This is a genomic window from Cognaticolwellia beringensis (assembly GCF_002076895.1).
GTDB lineage: Bacteria > Pseudomonadota > Gammaproteobacteria > Enterobacterales > Alteromonadaceae > Cognaticolwellia > Cognaticolwellia beringensis.
Genome location: NZ_CP020465.1, coordinates 1,978,700 through 1,993,228, shown reverse-complemented (window position 1 = coordinate 1,993,228; position 14,529 = coordinate 1,978,700). Strand labels below are relative to the sequence as shown.

Annotated in this window: 12 protein-coding genes; 6 read left to right on the top strand and 6 right to left on the bottom strand. The window is 39.3% G+C overall.

Annotated elements, in window-relative coordinates:
- The first annotated feature begins 8 nt into the window (after positions 1–8).
- The 5 genes from B5D82_RS08400 (at position 9) to katG (ending at position 7,428) form a co-directional block, all read left to right on the top strand.
- Positions 9–1,940, top strand: a complete 1,932-nt coding sequence (locus B5D82_RS08400) for a response regulator (RefSeq protein ID WP_081150728.1) — start codon at positions 9–11, stop codon at positions 1,938–1,940.
- 342 nt (positions 1,941–2,282) lie between these two features.
- Positions 2,283–2,711, top strand: a complete 429-nt coding sequence (locus B5D82_RS08395; RefSeq protein ID WP_081150726.1) for a hemerythrin domain-containing protein — start codon at positions 2,283–2,285, stop codon at positions 2,709–2,711.
- A gap of 161 nt (positions 2,712–2,872) precedes the next feature.
- The gene (locus B5D82_RS08390; protein ID WP_081150724.1) at positions 2,873–4,486 is read left to right on the top strand and encodes a diacylglycerol kinase family protein; all 1,614 of its coding nucleotides are present in this window, start codon (positions 2,873–2,875) and stop codon (positions 4,484–4,486) included.
- A gap of 372 nt (positions 4,487–4,858) precedes the next feature.
- The gene (locus B5D82_RS08385; RefSeq protein ID WP_081150722.1) at positions 4,859–5,008 is read left to right on the top strand and encodes an entericidin A/B family lipoprotein; all 150 of its coding nucleotides are present in this window, start codon (positions 4,859–4,861) and stop codon (positions 5,006–5,008) included.
- A 248-nt stretch (positions 5,009–5,256) separates the two neighbouring features.
- Complete coding sequence (gene katG, locus B5D82_RS08380; RefSeq protein ID WP_081150720.1) at positions 5,257–7,428, top strand: catalase/peroxidase HPI; 2,172 nt, start codon at positions 5,257–5,259, stop codon at positions 7,426–7,428.
- A gap of 117 nt (positions 7,429–7,545) precedes the next feature.
- Here katG and B5D82_RS08375 read toward each other — a convergent pair whose 3' ends face one another.
- From B5D82_RS08375 to B5D82_RS08360, 4 genes are all read right to left on the bottom strand, one after another.
- Complete coding sequence (locus B5D82_RS08375) at positions 7,546–8,862, bottom strand: DUF2254 domain-containing protein (protein ID WP_081150718.1); 1,317 nt, start codon at positions 8,860–8,862, stop codon at positions 7,546–7,548.
- A gap of 287 nt (positions 8,863–9,149) precedes the next feature.
- Positions 9,150–9,674: a CC0125/CC1285 family lipoprotein gene (locus B5D82_RS08370; RefSeq protein ID WP_081150716.1), complete on the bottom strand. Its 525-nt coding sequence runs from the start codon at positions 9,672–9,674 to the stop codon at positions 9,150–9,152.
- Entirely contained in the window at positions 9,671–10,438 is a 768-nt protein-coding gene (locus B5D82_RS08365; protein WP_081150714.1) for a hypothetical protein, read from the bottom strand. Before B5D82_RS08365 ends, B5D82_RS08370 begins: the two co-directional genes overlap by 4 nt.
- Positions 10,435–10,926, bottom strand: coding sequence for an RNA polymerase sigma factor (locus B5D82_RS08360; protein WP_081150712.1), 492 nt, complete (start codon positions 10,924–10,926; stop codon positions 10,435–10,437). The genes B5D82_RS08365 and B5D82_RS08360 overlap by 4 nt, the downstream gene beginning before the upstream one ends.
- A 120-nt stretch (positions 10,927–11,046) precedes the next feature.
- On the opposite strand from B5D82_RS08360, the gene B5D82_RS08355 reads away from it, so the two are divergent.
- Positions 11,047–12,390 carry a S8 family serine peptidase gene (locus tag B5D82_RS08355; protein WP_245807590.1) on the top strand — a complete coding sequence of 448 codons (1,344 nt, stop codon included), beginning with the start codon at positions 11,047–11,049 and terminating at the stop codon, positions 12,388–12,390.
- Here the strand turns inward: B5D82_RS08355 and B5D82_RS08350 are convergent.
- The gene (locus B5D82_RS08350) at positions 12,387–13,304 is read right to left on the bottom strand and encodes a hypothetical protein (protein WP_081150708.1); all 918 of its coding nucleotides are present in this window, start codon (positions 13,302–13,304) and stop codon (positions 12,387–12,389) included. The two genes, B5D82_RS08355 and B5D82_RS08350, sit on opposite strands and share 4 nt — an antisense overlap.
- Positions 13,305–13,362: 58 nt before the next feature.
- Complete coding sequence (locus B5D82_RS08345) at positions 13,363–14,424, bottom strand: hypothetical protein (protein WP_081150706.1); 1,062 nt, start codon at positions 14,422–14,424, stop codon at positions 13,363–13,365.
- Between the last annotated feature and the right edge of the window lie 105 nt (positions 14,425–14,529).

The following is a 14,529-nucleotide window of genomic DNA, read 5'->3' as shown; positions in this document are numbered from 1 at the left end:
TAATAAATATGGATAATGTAGTTAAAAAAGTCGCTCGAGTATTACTGGTTGAAGATGACGAGGATGATTACATTCTGACCAGCGACCATCTCAGCCAGTTAGACTCGCACCTCTTTGAAATTGACTGGGTCACCAACCCAACTGAAGCACTCGAGCAACTCAGCCTTGGTGAACATGATATTTGTCTACTCGATTATCAGCTTGGGGCATACAACGGCTTAACGGTGTTAGAAACAGCCTCAAAAAATGGCTGTTCAATTCCCATTATAATGCTAACAGGGCAATCTGACGAAACTCTCGATCAGTCTGCGCTTGCCGCAGGCGCCGTTGATTACCTAGTTAAAGGTGAAATTACTACCTCACGATTTGCCCGCGCAATACGATATGCGCTGGCAAGACAAGAGATTGAAAATGAACGGGTTGAGCGCATCAATGCCGAAACACAAAATCAATCCAAAGATCGATTTCTAGCTCACCTTAGTCATGAACTGCGCACACCATTAACATCAATACTCGGCTATACCGAAATATTACTTAACGGTAATAAAGCCCCAGATGCAAAATCTGAACTCAATATTATTTTAAATAATGGCCAACATTTGCTTGGCTTACTGAACAATGTACTCGACTTATCAAAAATTGCGGTTGGTAAGCTCGAATATAACTTTTCTAAAATTAATTTAGATAGTTTTATTGCTGATATTTTTAGCTTGATGCAAGTCCATGCTGCAGATAAAACCCTTAAATTAGTCATTCGAGAAGACAGTCCGTTACCACTCGAAATTTTCTCTGATCCTATAAGACTGCGCCAAGTTTTAATTAATTTACTACATAACGGTATAAAGTTTACTGATCAAGGCCAAATAGAATTAAGTATTTGGACTGAATTTGTTGATAACAAAGAGGTATTAGCTTTTAAAGTATCGGATACCGGCCAAGGTATTCCTGAGGCTATGTTAGAAACCATCTTTAAGCCTTTTGAACAAGTTGAAGATTTTATCTCAAGAAAAGAACAGGGTGCAGGCTTAGGTTTATCAATTTGTTCTGAATTGATTAAACACATGGGTGGGAGTATCCACGTTCAATCATTATTGAACCAGGGCAGCGAGTTTACCTTCACCATTGATCCCGGTGATATTATCACGCAAGAAAGGGCTATTTTAGCCTTTGAACAAAAACACTTACCAAGCTATTCTTTGTCATTTCCTCAATTGCAGGGACAGGTATTAGTGGTTGATGATATGGAAGATATACGGCTATTAATAGGCCAAATTTGCCTATCATTTGGCCTAAAAGTTACTTATGCATCTAATGGGCTAGAAGCACTTGAACAATTTAAATTAGCCACAGCTGAAGATAGGTGTTTCGATATCGCGCTGATGGATATTCACATGCCCAAATTGGATGGAAAACGCACAATAAAGCAATTGAGGGAGTTAGGTTATAGTAAACCAATTATCGCGGTAACTGCTGCGACCATGAAAGGTGTGAAACAAGAATTATTGGCACTTGGTTTTAATCAGATAGTTGCCAAACCAATAAATAAAGCTGAACTTCACCGCAGTCTAAAAAACTATCTCAAAGTTGAAAACCCGCCGAATACACAAAGAGTTTTAGTAGTTGAAGACGATGAAGATGCTGCTGATGTTACCGTTTTACTGCTGGGATCGTTAGGTATTGAAGCACTAAAAGTCCAAACAGCAAAAGCTTGCCAAGACTTGTTAAACAAAGAAAGTAACTGGACAACAATATTACTTGATTTACACTTACCAGATGCCAATGGCTTAGATTTAGCCGAGTCGATTAAACAGCTACATCCTGATATAACCTTGATCTTGGTCAGTGGCGAATCAGTAAATGAAAAGACCTTAACAAAGGCAGGAATTGATAAAGCAATATTAAAACCGATTAACCTTGAGATACTAAAAAATCTTATATAGCTTGCCACTTTAACTTTCAAACTATAAAAAAATTACCCAACAACGTGTAATTTTTTCTGTAAACGAAAAGCCTCAATTAACACTCGCTGTCAGCATTACAATTAAAACCTATAAAAACAATAAATTACAACAACTTTTGTTCTTGGTACACTTTTGGCTTATGTATAAGCCTGACTAATTACAAACTGATTGTAAAATATATTATCGGCCTATAGTTACCACTTTATACCATTGATGCTTAGCCTATAAATATTAATGTTCTCTATCTAATTTGCGCTGAGTGATCCATACCTTAGCTTTATTAGTATTAATAATTAACGATCAGTAAAAAGAGGTACTACCATGGACATTTTTTCCGCGTTACGCAGTGATCATGAAAAACAGCGATTACTGATGAAAGTTTTAGTTGAAACTACTGGCGATTCAGCAAGTCGTCGAGACTTCTTTATCGACTTAAAATTCCAACTTAAGCAGCATTCGATTGCTGAAGAACGTTACTTTTACATGCCATTGATGAAACTTGATGCAACTATCGAACTTGCTCGGCATGCGATTGCAGAACATCACGATATAGACAAAATTATTGCCCAGTTAGAAACAACCGACATGGACTCGCCTGTTTGGCTGAAAACTATGAAAGCCTTACAAAATAAAGTACTCCACCACATAACTGAAGAAGAAAGAGAATTTTTTCAGCAAGCGGGGAAAAATTTGAGTGCTAAGCAAAAAGTAGATCTTGCCACGCAATACCGAGCAGAAATGGCTCATTAACTATAGATTAAATACAGTAGGTCTTGCCGATATAAAAGGGTCGGTAAGTCTAAAGTGAATTATAACCGTCATCAACTCGATTCTAAAACTGAAGATTTTATTACCCATAACTTTAATTATATAGCTCAACTAAACAAGTGATCGAAAATAGGAGTCATTCCATGTTTATCGTTAAGTATTATCTGAGTGGTGCCATTTTGGCATTTACAATACTATTATTCAGCAACGATATATATTCTAAAGCAATTTTTGCTTGGCTTGGTTTGTCATTATCGATAGTGAGCTTAGCTTATATTTTCGATTCACCTTGGGTGTTCAGAAAAAAAAGTAATGGCAGTATTCCTTTTTACATCCGCTGGCTTTTTATCCCATTTTTATTGGGTGTTCAACTTTATAACGCTTGGGCTCGCAAGCATGACAAGGTTCCTGCCATTCAAAAAATTGAGCAAAACTTGTTTTTGGCCTGCCGACTTTTCCCATCAGACATCAGTTACTTAAGAAAAATCGGTGTATCTGCGATATTAGACGTAACCGCTGAGTTTGATGGCCTTGATTGGACCGCGGAAAGTGAAGAGTTAGATTACTTCAATTTACCTGTTTTAGATCATTCAAGCCCAAAATCGCAAGAATTACTTAAAGCCATTCATTGGATAGAAAATCATATTTCAAAATCTAAAGCAGTGGTTATACATTGTGCTTTGGGTCGTGGCAGATCTGTTTTGGTTATGGCAGCTTACTTGTTAAGTAAAAACAAATCACTCAGCGTTGCCCAAGCATTAGAAAAAATACAAGGAGTACGTGCTACCGCAGGATTAAATAAAGCTCAGTTAAGAGCGTTAATTCAATTTAAAAAAGACGAGCTATTCAACCAACAACAACCGATATGGATAATCGCTAATCCTGTGTCTGGCGGGGGTAAATGGACTAACAGTAAAGCAGAAGTTATTGAGCGTTTGTCACCCTATTTCGTTCTCCATATTTTAGAAACTAGCAAACAAATTAGCGCCGCGCATTTAACTCAGCAAGCCTTACAAAATGGTGCAAAGACTATTATTGCCTGTGGTGGTGACGGCACATTGACCGAAGTGGCTGGCGAGTTAGTGAAATCTGACATCATCATGGGTATTTTACCTATGGGCACAGCCAATGCGCTAGCACATGTACTTTTTGGCTTTGGCAGCAAGTTAATTCCTCTTAGCATAGCTTGCGATGCAATTATTGCCGGTAAAGTTACAAAAATTGATAGCGCGAAGTGCAATGAAAATCTAATGTTACTGCTAGCAGGGTTAGGATTTGAAAATAAAATGATCACTAATTCAGACAGAGCCAAGAAGGATATCGGTGGTCAGTTCGCTTACGTACAAGCATTGTGGCAAGCGATTAATAAAAATGAAACATTAACGTTAGAGATACAAGCTGATGATTTTCCTATTCAAACTATTAAAACAACCAGCCTAGTGGTTGCTAATGCTGCACCATTTACCACCATATTAGCGCAAGGTGGAGGTGAGCCCGATATTAAAGATGGTTTACTCGATGTAACTTGGATACCGCCTCAACAAGACATAACCGATAGTGTGCTTAGCTTAGCGGAGTTAGCATTTTCTGGGCTTTCTGAACAAACTAGCCTCATGCAAAGCGAACATATGAGCGCTAAGAAAGTCGTCGTAAATGCTAAACAAAAACTTGAATATGTTATCGATGGTGAAGTCTTCTCAGCAAGTAGTTTACATATTGAAATTATGCCGGAGTCATTAAATATTATTTGTAACTAACCACAAACTACCCATATTGCAGACCTGACATATGGGTCTGTAATATTTACATATAACGATCCAATAATTTGCCGAATGAAAATATAAACAATTGTTTATTATGTATTTAATTAATGGCACAACTCTTGATTACTATTTTATATAGTTTAACCATTACATCACTTAAAAGGAGGTAAACAATGAATACTGTCACTCTTCCAATTGATTCAGACGATGATGACATTCAATAATTATGTGCCCTTAGGCAACACTTCAAATAATTAAGATAGAAAAAGCAAAAGTGTTTAATTGCGCCATACTCTAATGAAGATAAAACAGCGCTCAGCAAGATGTTATCTATCTCAACATGGTAATAACCGAAAGGAACATAAAATGAAAGCCAAAACATACTATGCAAACATCAAATCAATAATAACGGTATTGTTACTCAGTATTGCCTTAGGTGCTTGCGCCACTATTGAAGGCGCAGGTAAGGATATAGAAAGCGCGGGTGAAGCCGTACAAGATGCTGCAGATGGTTGATCTACAATGAAAATACTATTTATCTGATATTAAAGCTTGGTATAACAAATACAGGCATTAGTTAAGTTTACTAATGTCCGATTGATCAGGCACTTTTTGCGTTAATATCAGTCTAATTGTGAAATACAACCCTGTGATATTAGGTCTTTTGAACCGTTGTTTAATAATAACCTGATCGGGTAGAGCTTTTATATCGTACTGCTCAAAGATCTCAGATATCCGTAGCAATTTACCAAAGGAAATTAACTATGAATGATAAGAAAAATGCTAGTGGAAAATGCCCTGTTATGCATGGTGGTGCCACAGAAAGCTCGATGACTAATATGGAGTGGTGGCCAAAGGCATTAAACCTCGACATTCTTCATCAACATGACAGTAAAACTAACCCGATGACCGCTAATTTTAATTATCGTGAAGCGGTTAAAAATCTCGACATAGCAGCGCTCAATAAAGATTTACATGCACTAATGACCGACAGCCAAGACTGGTGGCCTGCCGATTGGGGACACTATGGGGGCTTAATGATCCGCATGACTTGGCATGCCGCAGGTACTTATCGTATTGCAGATGGCCGTGGTGGTGCAGCGACCGGAAATCAACGTTTTACACCGATAAACTCTTGGCCTGACAATGCCAATTTAGATAAAGCACGCCGCTTACTTTGGCCGATTAAAAAGAAATACGGCAATCAGCTTAGCTGGGCAGATTTAATTGCTTATGCCGGTACCATAGCTTATGCCTCGATGGGTTTAAAAACCTTTGGTTTCGCATTTGGTCGTGAAGATATTTGGCATCCAGAAAAAGATACTTACTGGGGTGCTGAAAAAGAATGGCTTGCGCCAAGTGGCAGTGAGAATAGCCGTTATTCAGGCGAACGTGATTTAGAAAACCCACTAGCCTCAGTAATGATGGGATTGATCTACGTTAACCCTGAAGGTGTAGATGGCAAGCCAGATCCTTTAAAAACAGCCCATGATATACGCGTTACTTTTGAGCGTATGGCAATGAACGATGAAGAAACTGTTGCGTTAACTGCCGGTGGTCATACGGTAGGTAAATGTCACGGTAATGGCGATGCATCAATACTTGGCAGGGAACCAGAGGCCGCCGACATTTCTGAACAAGGTACGGGCTGGAACAATAAAACTAAGCGCGGTATTGGCCGCGATACGGTAACAAGTGGTATTGAAGGTGCATGGACAACAAACCCTACCCAATGGGATAACGGTTACTTCTCAATGTTACTTAAACACGAATGGGAACTTCAAAAAAGCCCTGCTGGTGCTTGGCAATGGCAGCCTGTCGACATTAAAGAAGAAGATAAACCTGTTGATGTTGAAGACCCAACAGTTCGCACTATGCCAATCATGACAGACGCTGATATGGCCATGAAAATGGATCCCGCTTATCGTGAGATAACTGAGCGATTTGCTAATGATGCAGAATATTTTTCTGATGTTTTCGCGCGTGCATGGTTCAAATTAACCCATCGCGATATGGGTCCAAAAGTACGTTATTTAGGGTCAGAAGTACCGCAAGAAGATCTCATTTGGCAAGACCCTGTACCTGCAGGTATGACTGATTATGACGTTGAATCAGTGAAAGAAAAAATAGCAGCCAGCGGCTTAAGCGTAAGTGATATGGTTGCCACCGCTTGGGATAGCGCACGAACTTATCGTGACTCTGATAAACGTGGTGGTGCTAACGGTGCACGTATTCGCCTTGCGCCACAAAAAGATTGGCAAGGTAACGAACCTGCTCGCCTAAACAAAGTATTAACAACGCTTGAAGGCATTGCCGCCAGCAGCGGTGTCAGTATTGCTGACGTCATCGTGTTAGCAGGTAATGTGGGTATTGAAAAGGCAGCTAAAGCTGCTGGTGTAGAAGTTACTGTACCTTTTGCCCCTGGTCGTGGTGATGCAACAGATGAATTAACTGATGTCGACTCATTCGAAGTATTAGAACCATTGCATGACGCTTATCGCAACTGGCTTAAAGGTGATTACAAAGTTAGCGCGGAAGAGTTAATGCTAGATCGTACACAACTGATGGGACTAACCGCACATGAAATGACCGTATTAATTGGTGGCATGCGTATGTTAGGGACTAACCACAGTGGCACTAAACATGGTGTATTCACAGAAAATGAAGGTGTATTATCAAACGATTATTTCGTGAACTTAACGGATATGAGCTATAAGTGGCAGCCTGTGGGCGACAACTTATATGAAATTCGCGATCGTAAATCAGATAAAGTTAAATGGACAGCAACACGTGTTGATTTAATTTTTGGTTCAAACTCAATTCTTCGTGCTTATAGTGAAGTTTATGCACAAGATGATAACAAGGAAAAGTTTGTCCACGATTTTATCTCTGCATGGAGTAAAGTGATGAACGCTGATCGTTTCGATTTAGCTTAAGTTTTACTAGTAACTTAGAATAATACCCTTGCATCGATTGATATATTGGCGCAGGGGTATTTTCTTTCTAATATTGCCCAACAAATCTGCAAAATATGTTTCAACCTAAACTTAAAATCAGATGATTTTAGTATGTCGGGTAATTTTTTCTATCCTGCTTAAAAGCACCACTCTGTCACTATCACTTAATGATTGTTTAGCTTGTTGTTGCTCAATCATTGCTGCCTGCGTTAATACAAAGTGCTTATGCTCTGCGGTTTTAGCTTGAGTCGCCAGAACATGTAAGGAATCTAGCATCTTTATCGTGACCGCAAGGTTTGTTTCACTCTCCTGCCTAATTTGGTCAAAAGCCGCTGTCGCGATATCGGTAAAAGTTAACGCTTTACACACGAGTCGCGGTACACCATTAACAAAAATATTAGTCTGTGGAAATGTTTTGTCGGCTAAGCTGCACAGCACTGAACTAAGTTTATCGATGCAAGTTATCGCCGTATATGGGTCATTAATACCGGGTGACAGTGCTCTTAAAGCAATTTCAACTAATTGATGTACTGCAAATTCAGGATCCTGAACAGGCGTTCTGTAGGCACCATGAACAGTATGCTCGATAATATCTTTGCTGATATTTGGTTCAACATCACCTTTCGCGAATACGGTAGCAATGGTTGCGTTTTCAACAATAAAATCACCCGCAGAATAGTGCAATTGAATGGTACATTGCGATTTATCGGCTAAATTAAGTAAACTCTCTTTATCGATAAGTTGCAGATATGCACTAAAGGGTGATGAAACTTCAAGCTGGCAAGCGCCTATATTTTCTTGAGCTGACAAGGCATCTTCACGAGTAAGATCTTCTTTCGATATTTTTGGAAATAGCTTAGCTATTGTTTGCTCTAATTCACAATATACGCCATCAATAACAACGTCGGCTTGAATTGATTGTGCAACATGATGAATAAAATAAATCAGAATCCAAACGCTAAAACAGGTCATTGTTATAGCAACGGCGAGTGTTATACCCGGTTGAAATGCATAAGGCTCTTTAAAGCTTATGGCGCAAAATACCGTAATACAAAATAAAAATGTCGCTATAAAGCTCCCCAAAACAAACTGTGTGCCTTTATCCATCATAAAATTGCGCATTAAACGTGGGCCAAATTGTGAAGAGGCTAGCGTCAATGAAACTATGGTGATTGAGAATGCAATACTCGTAACCGTGATCATAGCGCCTGCTATCGTGCCTAATAAAGAGCGTACGGCGTTTACGTCAGTCGCGTATAAAAACGACACGACACTGTTCTTATCCTGCAGGTGAGTAGTATCTAAATAAATGGTGCCAGCAGCTAATATCAGTGAACAAACCATCATTAAACTTGGTACGAACCAAAAGCTAGATTGAATTTTTTCAATGAGTGGTGCCAATTTACTGTTCATATTTAATTATTGCTCCCATGATAAATAGTTAAGGCTTATTGAGCTAAACTATTTTTTCGAATGGTTCGATGATAACTTTTTATTTGCTGGATAGTTGCCTTTATCAAGTGTAGCTCGACTGATAAATATTTGATAATGAAAGCTCATTTTACAAAAGAACTTATCCGCTTTTACGCATGTAAGCTTCAACATGAACAAAAGTAGCTAAACTTTACTGTTTGCCAAACACAAAAAAGGCCTATTTAGGCCTTTTTTTATTTTAGCTTCAACCAATTAAACTAGGTGACTTAATTCGTGTTAGTTACTAGCTTTTTAGATAAGTTTTCAATCACATCTACAGCACTATAACTCGACTCATTTGACATAACGCCTTTCCCCATGCGAATTTCTAAAATACTGTGTACTTCTTTGCGGCTATTGGCACTATTAAAAGACACACCTACTTCGCTCATTGGTCGACGATAAGTTTCACAGGTTATTAAACCACAACGGCGCTCAATCCGTTGCTGATGAGACAAGCCTATTGCTGAAGCAGGCTCTACTTTTTCAGACTCAACAAAAGTTTCCTTACTGGTGATAACAAACCAATCAAAGCCTTGCTCTTGAGTAAGCTCAGCTGATCTAAGTAAGGCATAATCAGCGGCATCTGCAACGCTGTTGGAAACACTTTTAAACTGCACCCGAAACCTATCGTTGGTAATTTTTTGCTCGCTATAGCCTACTGAGCCTTTGTTAGATGGGCGATAGTCAGGTTTAGAAGCACAACCTGCCACGAGTAAAGTCATTAATATAATTGTTATAAGTGTTTTCATTTTTCACCTCGGTTATTTTTCGTTGTTTGCCAATTTTTGCTAATAGCTTGTTGTTCTTGCATGGTGCCCATAGCTTGCCCTTTGATCATATCGTCTATAACACTATCAAGTTGTGCCTTGTTAGATGCCGCACGATATTCTTGCAGATTTTCTAGCACAGGTATTTGCTGTGTAATTTTAAGCTGCCATTGCATGTTTTCTTTACAAGCTATATTAACGCTAGCACTTTGCTCGCCTATGTGTTGAAACTGACGACAGTAATCGCCAGCTTGATTAATAAAGCTTAAATTAGCTGTTATTTCATCACCTTGTGTCATTAATGATATTTCGCCACTTGGCATTTGATCTAATGCTTGCGCTATTCCTGCGGTAATGACGGACGATTGTTGCTGAGATTGCATCATAGTAACAGTGCCAACACCAAATAACATGGCAACGCCAGCCGCTAAGGCATAATGCTTTTGTATACTTTGTTTAACATTTTTCCAGCGAGATAAGCTAACAACATTGCCCTGTGTTTTCACACCGCTATCTTGTGCTATTTTCTCATCTACTGTTTGAGCCAAGTGCAACAAATTATCAGCTAAAGGTGTGGCATCAATAATGGCTGAATTTTCTGCCACCCATTGATCCGCTTGCGCTAAATCGGCTAAACGCATCACTAAATCATCATCACTTTCTAGGGCACATCGAACTTCTTCCATAGCCACTTCGCTAAGCTCAGCATCCAGAAACCCGCTTAGTTGTTCATCGCTGATTTTCATGCGCCTGCTCCTATTCTATAGGGTTTCATCATATCTAATAACGCGGTTCTTGCTCTCGACAACCGGCTCATGACAGTCCCAACGGGGATCTCCATTGAGGATGCCACTTCTTTATATGACATTCCTTGTACTGCCACTAAAGACAAAATAGCACGTTGTTCATCGGGTAAGGTATTCATCGCATTATTAACGTGCGCTAGCATTTCTTTACTGTCGAAAACTTGCTGTTCATCAATGCTTTGTGACTCCTGCAACTCAGGTTTTAGCACTGCATTTTGCCTGACTTTGCGAGCACGAAACTCGTCAATCCAAACATTACGACAAACTTTGAATGCCCATTTGGTAACATCAACTTCAGCTGGCACACCCTTCGTCAGTATTTTTTCTAACGTAGTTTGCACTAAATCGTCAGCATCAGCGGCATTACCCGTTAATGAGTAGGCAAAGCGTCTTAGCATTGGTAGTATATTTTCAATGGTTTTATGCATGTTTTTACTCCTCTCTACTAAGAAGACGTGTATAAAAAGTTTTTATTCCATAAAAGGAAATTTATTTTAACTTGAAACGTTTTATTAACTACACGCTTATTTTAGAGGTTCAAGATTAACATGAAAACCTTAGCTATTGCCGCCATCATACTTACTGCATTTAGTACATTAACCCCTGCACAAAAATTATCTACCGGTAATGTGCTTGGGCAAATTAATGTCTTAGAACATAAGACAATAGATATTACTCGACCATTAGATAAGCCACCTGTATTAGCCCCCTTCGCGCTCAGTACGTTACCAGACTTTGAAACAGTGATCACTGAGCCGCTTAACACTTTGCCAGCCACACTCGCGATAACAACAAGTGCAGGAAAAAACCTTTGGTTAGATGTTGAAGTAGAAAATGGTTGGCGGGCCGTTCAAGGGCAATGGCTACTTCTAGCCGATGATAAAAATAAAAAAAGCTTAATCCAACATGGTGCAAAAATTATTACCGAATCACGCTATGCAGCCTTAGGTATAGCAATGCTACACTTTAGCGTACCCAATGATTTAGACTCCAAAAAAGCGTTAGTTAAAATACTTTCAGCTGAAGCAGCGCTAAGTTTAGCAAGAAACCATATTTATCAAGCACAAAGTCAAACAAGTCCACCAGTCACTAAAGATTTAGCTAATGAAAACACGCAAAAGCTAGCCGGTAATTCCCCTGCTTGCGATCTTCAGGTAAAAGTTGGCATAGTGGATAGCGCCATTGACATCAAACATAATGCCTTCAACCTCGCCGATATTACGGCAAAATCTTTTTTACCTGAAAACCTAAAGGCATCGGTACAGCACGGCACGGTCATCGCCAGCTTATTAGTGGGTAAAAACAAGCAATTAACACCACTTTTGCCAGCAGGGGAAATATATTCAGCACAAGTATTTTATCAACAATCGGATTACGCACAGGGCGCAACGTTAACCGCCATTATTGAAGGTGTTAATTGGTTGATAGAGCAAAACGTGCAAGTCATCAATATGAGTTTAGCTGGGCCCGACAATCAAATTTTACATCAAGTACTGACCGCCGCTATCGCACAAGGCGCAATTGTCGTTGCCGCGGCTGGCAATGAAGGTCCCGCAGCTTTACCTATGTATCCTGCTGCTTATCCAGATATTATCGCGGTGAGTGCGATAGACAAAAATCAACAACCTTATCGTTGGTCTAATAGAGGTAATTATGTTGATTACTCAGCCTTAGGAGTTAATGTGTTAACAGCACAAAGCAGTCAACGTATGGGCCGTGAATCAGGTACATCAATTGCCGCTCCGCATGTTACTGCCGCGATAGCGTGTTTAACGCCAACTTATGGTAAAGATAGGAAAGGTTTATTAGATAAGCTAAATAAATTAGCTGTAGACTTGGGTCCTGAAGGTCAGGACCCTATTTACGGTATAGGCGCGATATTACGTCACTAAAATTGTGCTTTAATCGACAATGAAGACACCGTTTGTCTGTAGGTTTGGCTATCAAGTTGCGAACGGTAATCACCATATTCAATATCACTAATTAGCGCTAGATGTTGGTTAAACGCTAGCTGCCATTGCGCTTGGAATACATTTCTATGTTCATCTGCCTTTGCTGTAGTTTGATTCGACACATTCTCATTGTTATATGATTTAAAGTCTTTCGATTGAAAACGCCAACTTATCGCGGCTTTTTGTGCTAAACCGAATAATTCAAATTTTTGTGAAAGCTTAGTATTGACCCCATAACCGCTATAATTAAACTGGTCATCTTTAGCGGTTTCCTTATCCAGGCTTAATCCAAGCATGAACATAGTGCTACCATCGTTAACAAAGTGAAATAAGTCCGCACTGGCGCCAATAGCATCGGCATTACGATCAGTTATAACAGCAAAAGTCTTACGTTTCATTTTTGCGCTAGTACGCAAAAATGTTTGTGGTTGAAGAAAAGTCCCTAAGTAAACACTGGCTTGTTGAAAAGTTAAAAATTTATCGCCCGCTAAGTTTGCCATAGCACCATCGTAACGAAAACCGAGATCTTTTTTATTCCATTGATAACTAGCATCAACACTCACTTGATGTAAGGCTAAGTCAAAAGCATCAAACTGATGATAATCTTGCTCATTATAGCGATATGAAGATGCTACTTTTGCTTTATCATTTATTTTCCACAAGCCAGTAACCGCTGCAGTTTTTTGCAAACCGCTATCTCCCTTCCCGGATACTTCGTCCAGTTCATCAACACTGAGTGCCGAGTTATTTATTAGACCTAAAGAAACTTCACCGCTAAGGGTAACAGGCTCAGATGTCGTCGCCATTAAATGTAGACTTAAAACACACCCTAAACTACCAATAAAATATTTCATGTTACTCACCTCCAATAAAAAAGCGCCAGAACTACTGGCGCTTTTATTGTTTAAAAAATTACAATCCTAAATCTAAGTCACTTGCTAGGTTATTAGCGACTTCAGCAGTCGTTGCTGCCGCTAATTCAGCATTAATTTGCTCAGTTACTACACTATCGACTTGACCATTAACGTTCTCAGTAATTGCCATTTGTGCATTTGAAGTTATGGCATCGGTAACACTAGCACTCACTGTTTGCTCAAGGGCTTGAGACGTTTGTGCTGCAGCATCTAATGCGGTGATATTTTGCACATTAGTCGATATTTGCTGAGATATTTGTGACGTATTAGCAAATGAAGCTACATTATCCGTAGTAGGATTTAGAGTAACGTTTTCAGGTATTGCCATATCTTCGCTAGAGGCTATTTCTTCCGACTTTTCTCCTGCATTGCTTTTAGGCAATGCTAAAAAATCTGCACTTGTTGCTTGGTTCAGTGACTGACTCAAATTTGATGTGGTATCTACTGCGGTAATTTTTTGGAAATTCCCCGAAACTTCATTAGATACTGCTGAAGTATTAACAAAAGAAGTGGCACTTTCTGCATTTTGATTCAATGCGATATTTTCAGCAGCCATATCTTCATTTTGAGTGACCCCATCAGACGCTTCTGCTGTCTCACTTTCGGGTAACGTTAACAATCCCGACCCTATGCTTGTTACTTGATTGAGTGACTGGGCTAACGTAACTGCAACTTCTGAAGTAGCATTGACACTCTCACCAGTATTGCTTGCTAGACTAGCGATAATTTCACTATTGTTTTTCAACATGCCAGAAGTATCGGTGTTAATTAGATCACTCGAAGGTACGCCTTCGGTTTCGCTTGGCGCTGAATCAACGTTATTGCCTTCTTCGCTATTATCTTCTTGACTACTAGCCAAGCTATCGTTTTCAACAGAAGCATCAGATTGTGCTGACATTTGTGCAGAACTATCAGCCGATGATGTTTGCTGCGACACTTTAACCTGCTGATTAACACTGGTGTTTTGGCTAATTTGAATATCACTAGCTTGCGCGATACTTACCCAACAACTTACGCCACTTAATACCAATACTTGTGCAATTTTATTTAATTTAGTCATGTTTGCTTCCTCTAATGTCTGTTTATGTTAATGACACTGAGATAACGGATGACGAAGTATATTTATTCCATATAATTTAAATTTTCTATAAAAAGTTTAAATATA

What these genes read in the sequence shown, in the direction of transcription:
- B5D82_RS08400 (WP_081150728.1), top strand. Translation starts at nt 9, where the DNA reads ATGGATAATGTAGTTAAAAAAGTCGCTCGAGTATTACTGGTTGAAGAT.
- B5D82_RS08395 (WP_081150726.1), top strand. Translation starts at nt 2,283, where the DNA reads ATGGACATTTTTTCCGCGTTACGCAGTGATCATGAAAAACAGCGATTA.
- B5D82_RS08390 (WP_081150724.1), top strand. Translation starts at nt 2,873, where the DNA reads ATGTTTATCGTTAAGTATTATCTGAGTGGTGCCATTTTGGCATTTACA.
- B5D82_RS08385 (WP_081150722.1), top strand. Translation starts at nt 4,859, where the DNA reads ATGAAAGCCAAAACATACTATGCAAACATCAAATCAATAATAACGGTA.
- katG (WP_081150720.1), top strand. Translation starts at nt 5,257, where the DNA reads ATGAATGATAAGAAAAATGCTAGTGGAAAATGCCCTGTTATGCATGGT.
- B5D82_RS08375 (WP_081150718.1), bottom strand. Translation starts at nt 8,862, where the DNA reads ATGAACAGTAAATTGGCACCACTCATTGAAAAAATTCAATCTAGCTTT.
- B5D82_RS08370 (WP_081150716.1), bottom strand. Translation starts at nt 9,674, where the DNA reads ATGAAAACACTTATAACAATTATATTAATGACTTTACTCGTGGCAGGT.
- B5D82_RS08365 (WP_081150714.1), bottom strand. Translation starts at nt 10,438, where the DNA reads ATGAAAATCAGCGATGAACAACTAAGCGGGTTTCTGGATGCTGAGCTT.
- B5D82_RS08360 (WP_081150712.1), bottom strand. Translation starts at nt 10,926, where the DNA reads ATGCATAAAACCATTGAAAATATACTACCAATGCTAAGACGCTTTGCC.
- B5D82_RS08355 (WP_245807590.1), top strand. Translation starts at nt 11,047, where the DNA reads ATGAAAACCTTAGCTATTGCCGCCATCATACTTACTGCATTTAGTACA.
- B5D82_RS08350 (WP_081150708.1), bottom strand. Translation starts at nt 13,304, where the DNA reads ATGAAATATTTTATTGGTAGTTTAGGGTGTGTTTTAAGTCTACATTTA.
- B5D82_RS08345 (WP_081150706.1), bottom strand. Translation starts at nt 14,424, where the DNA reads ATGACTAAATTAAATAAAATTGCACAAGTATTGGTATTAAGTGGCGTA.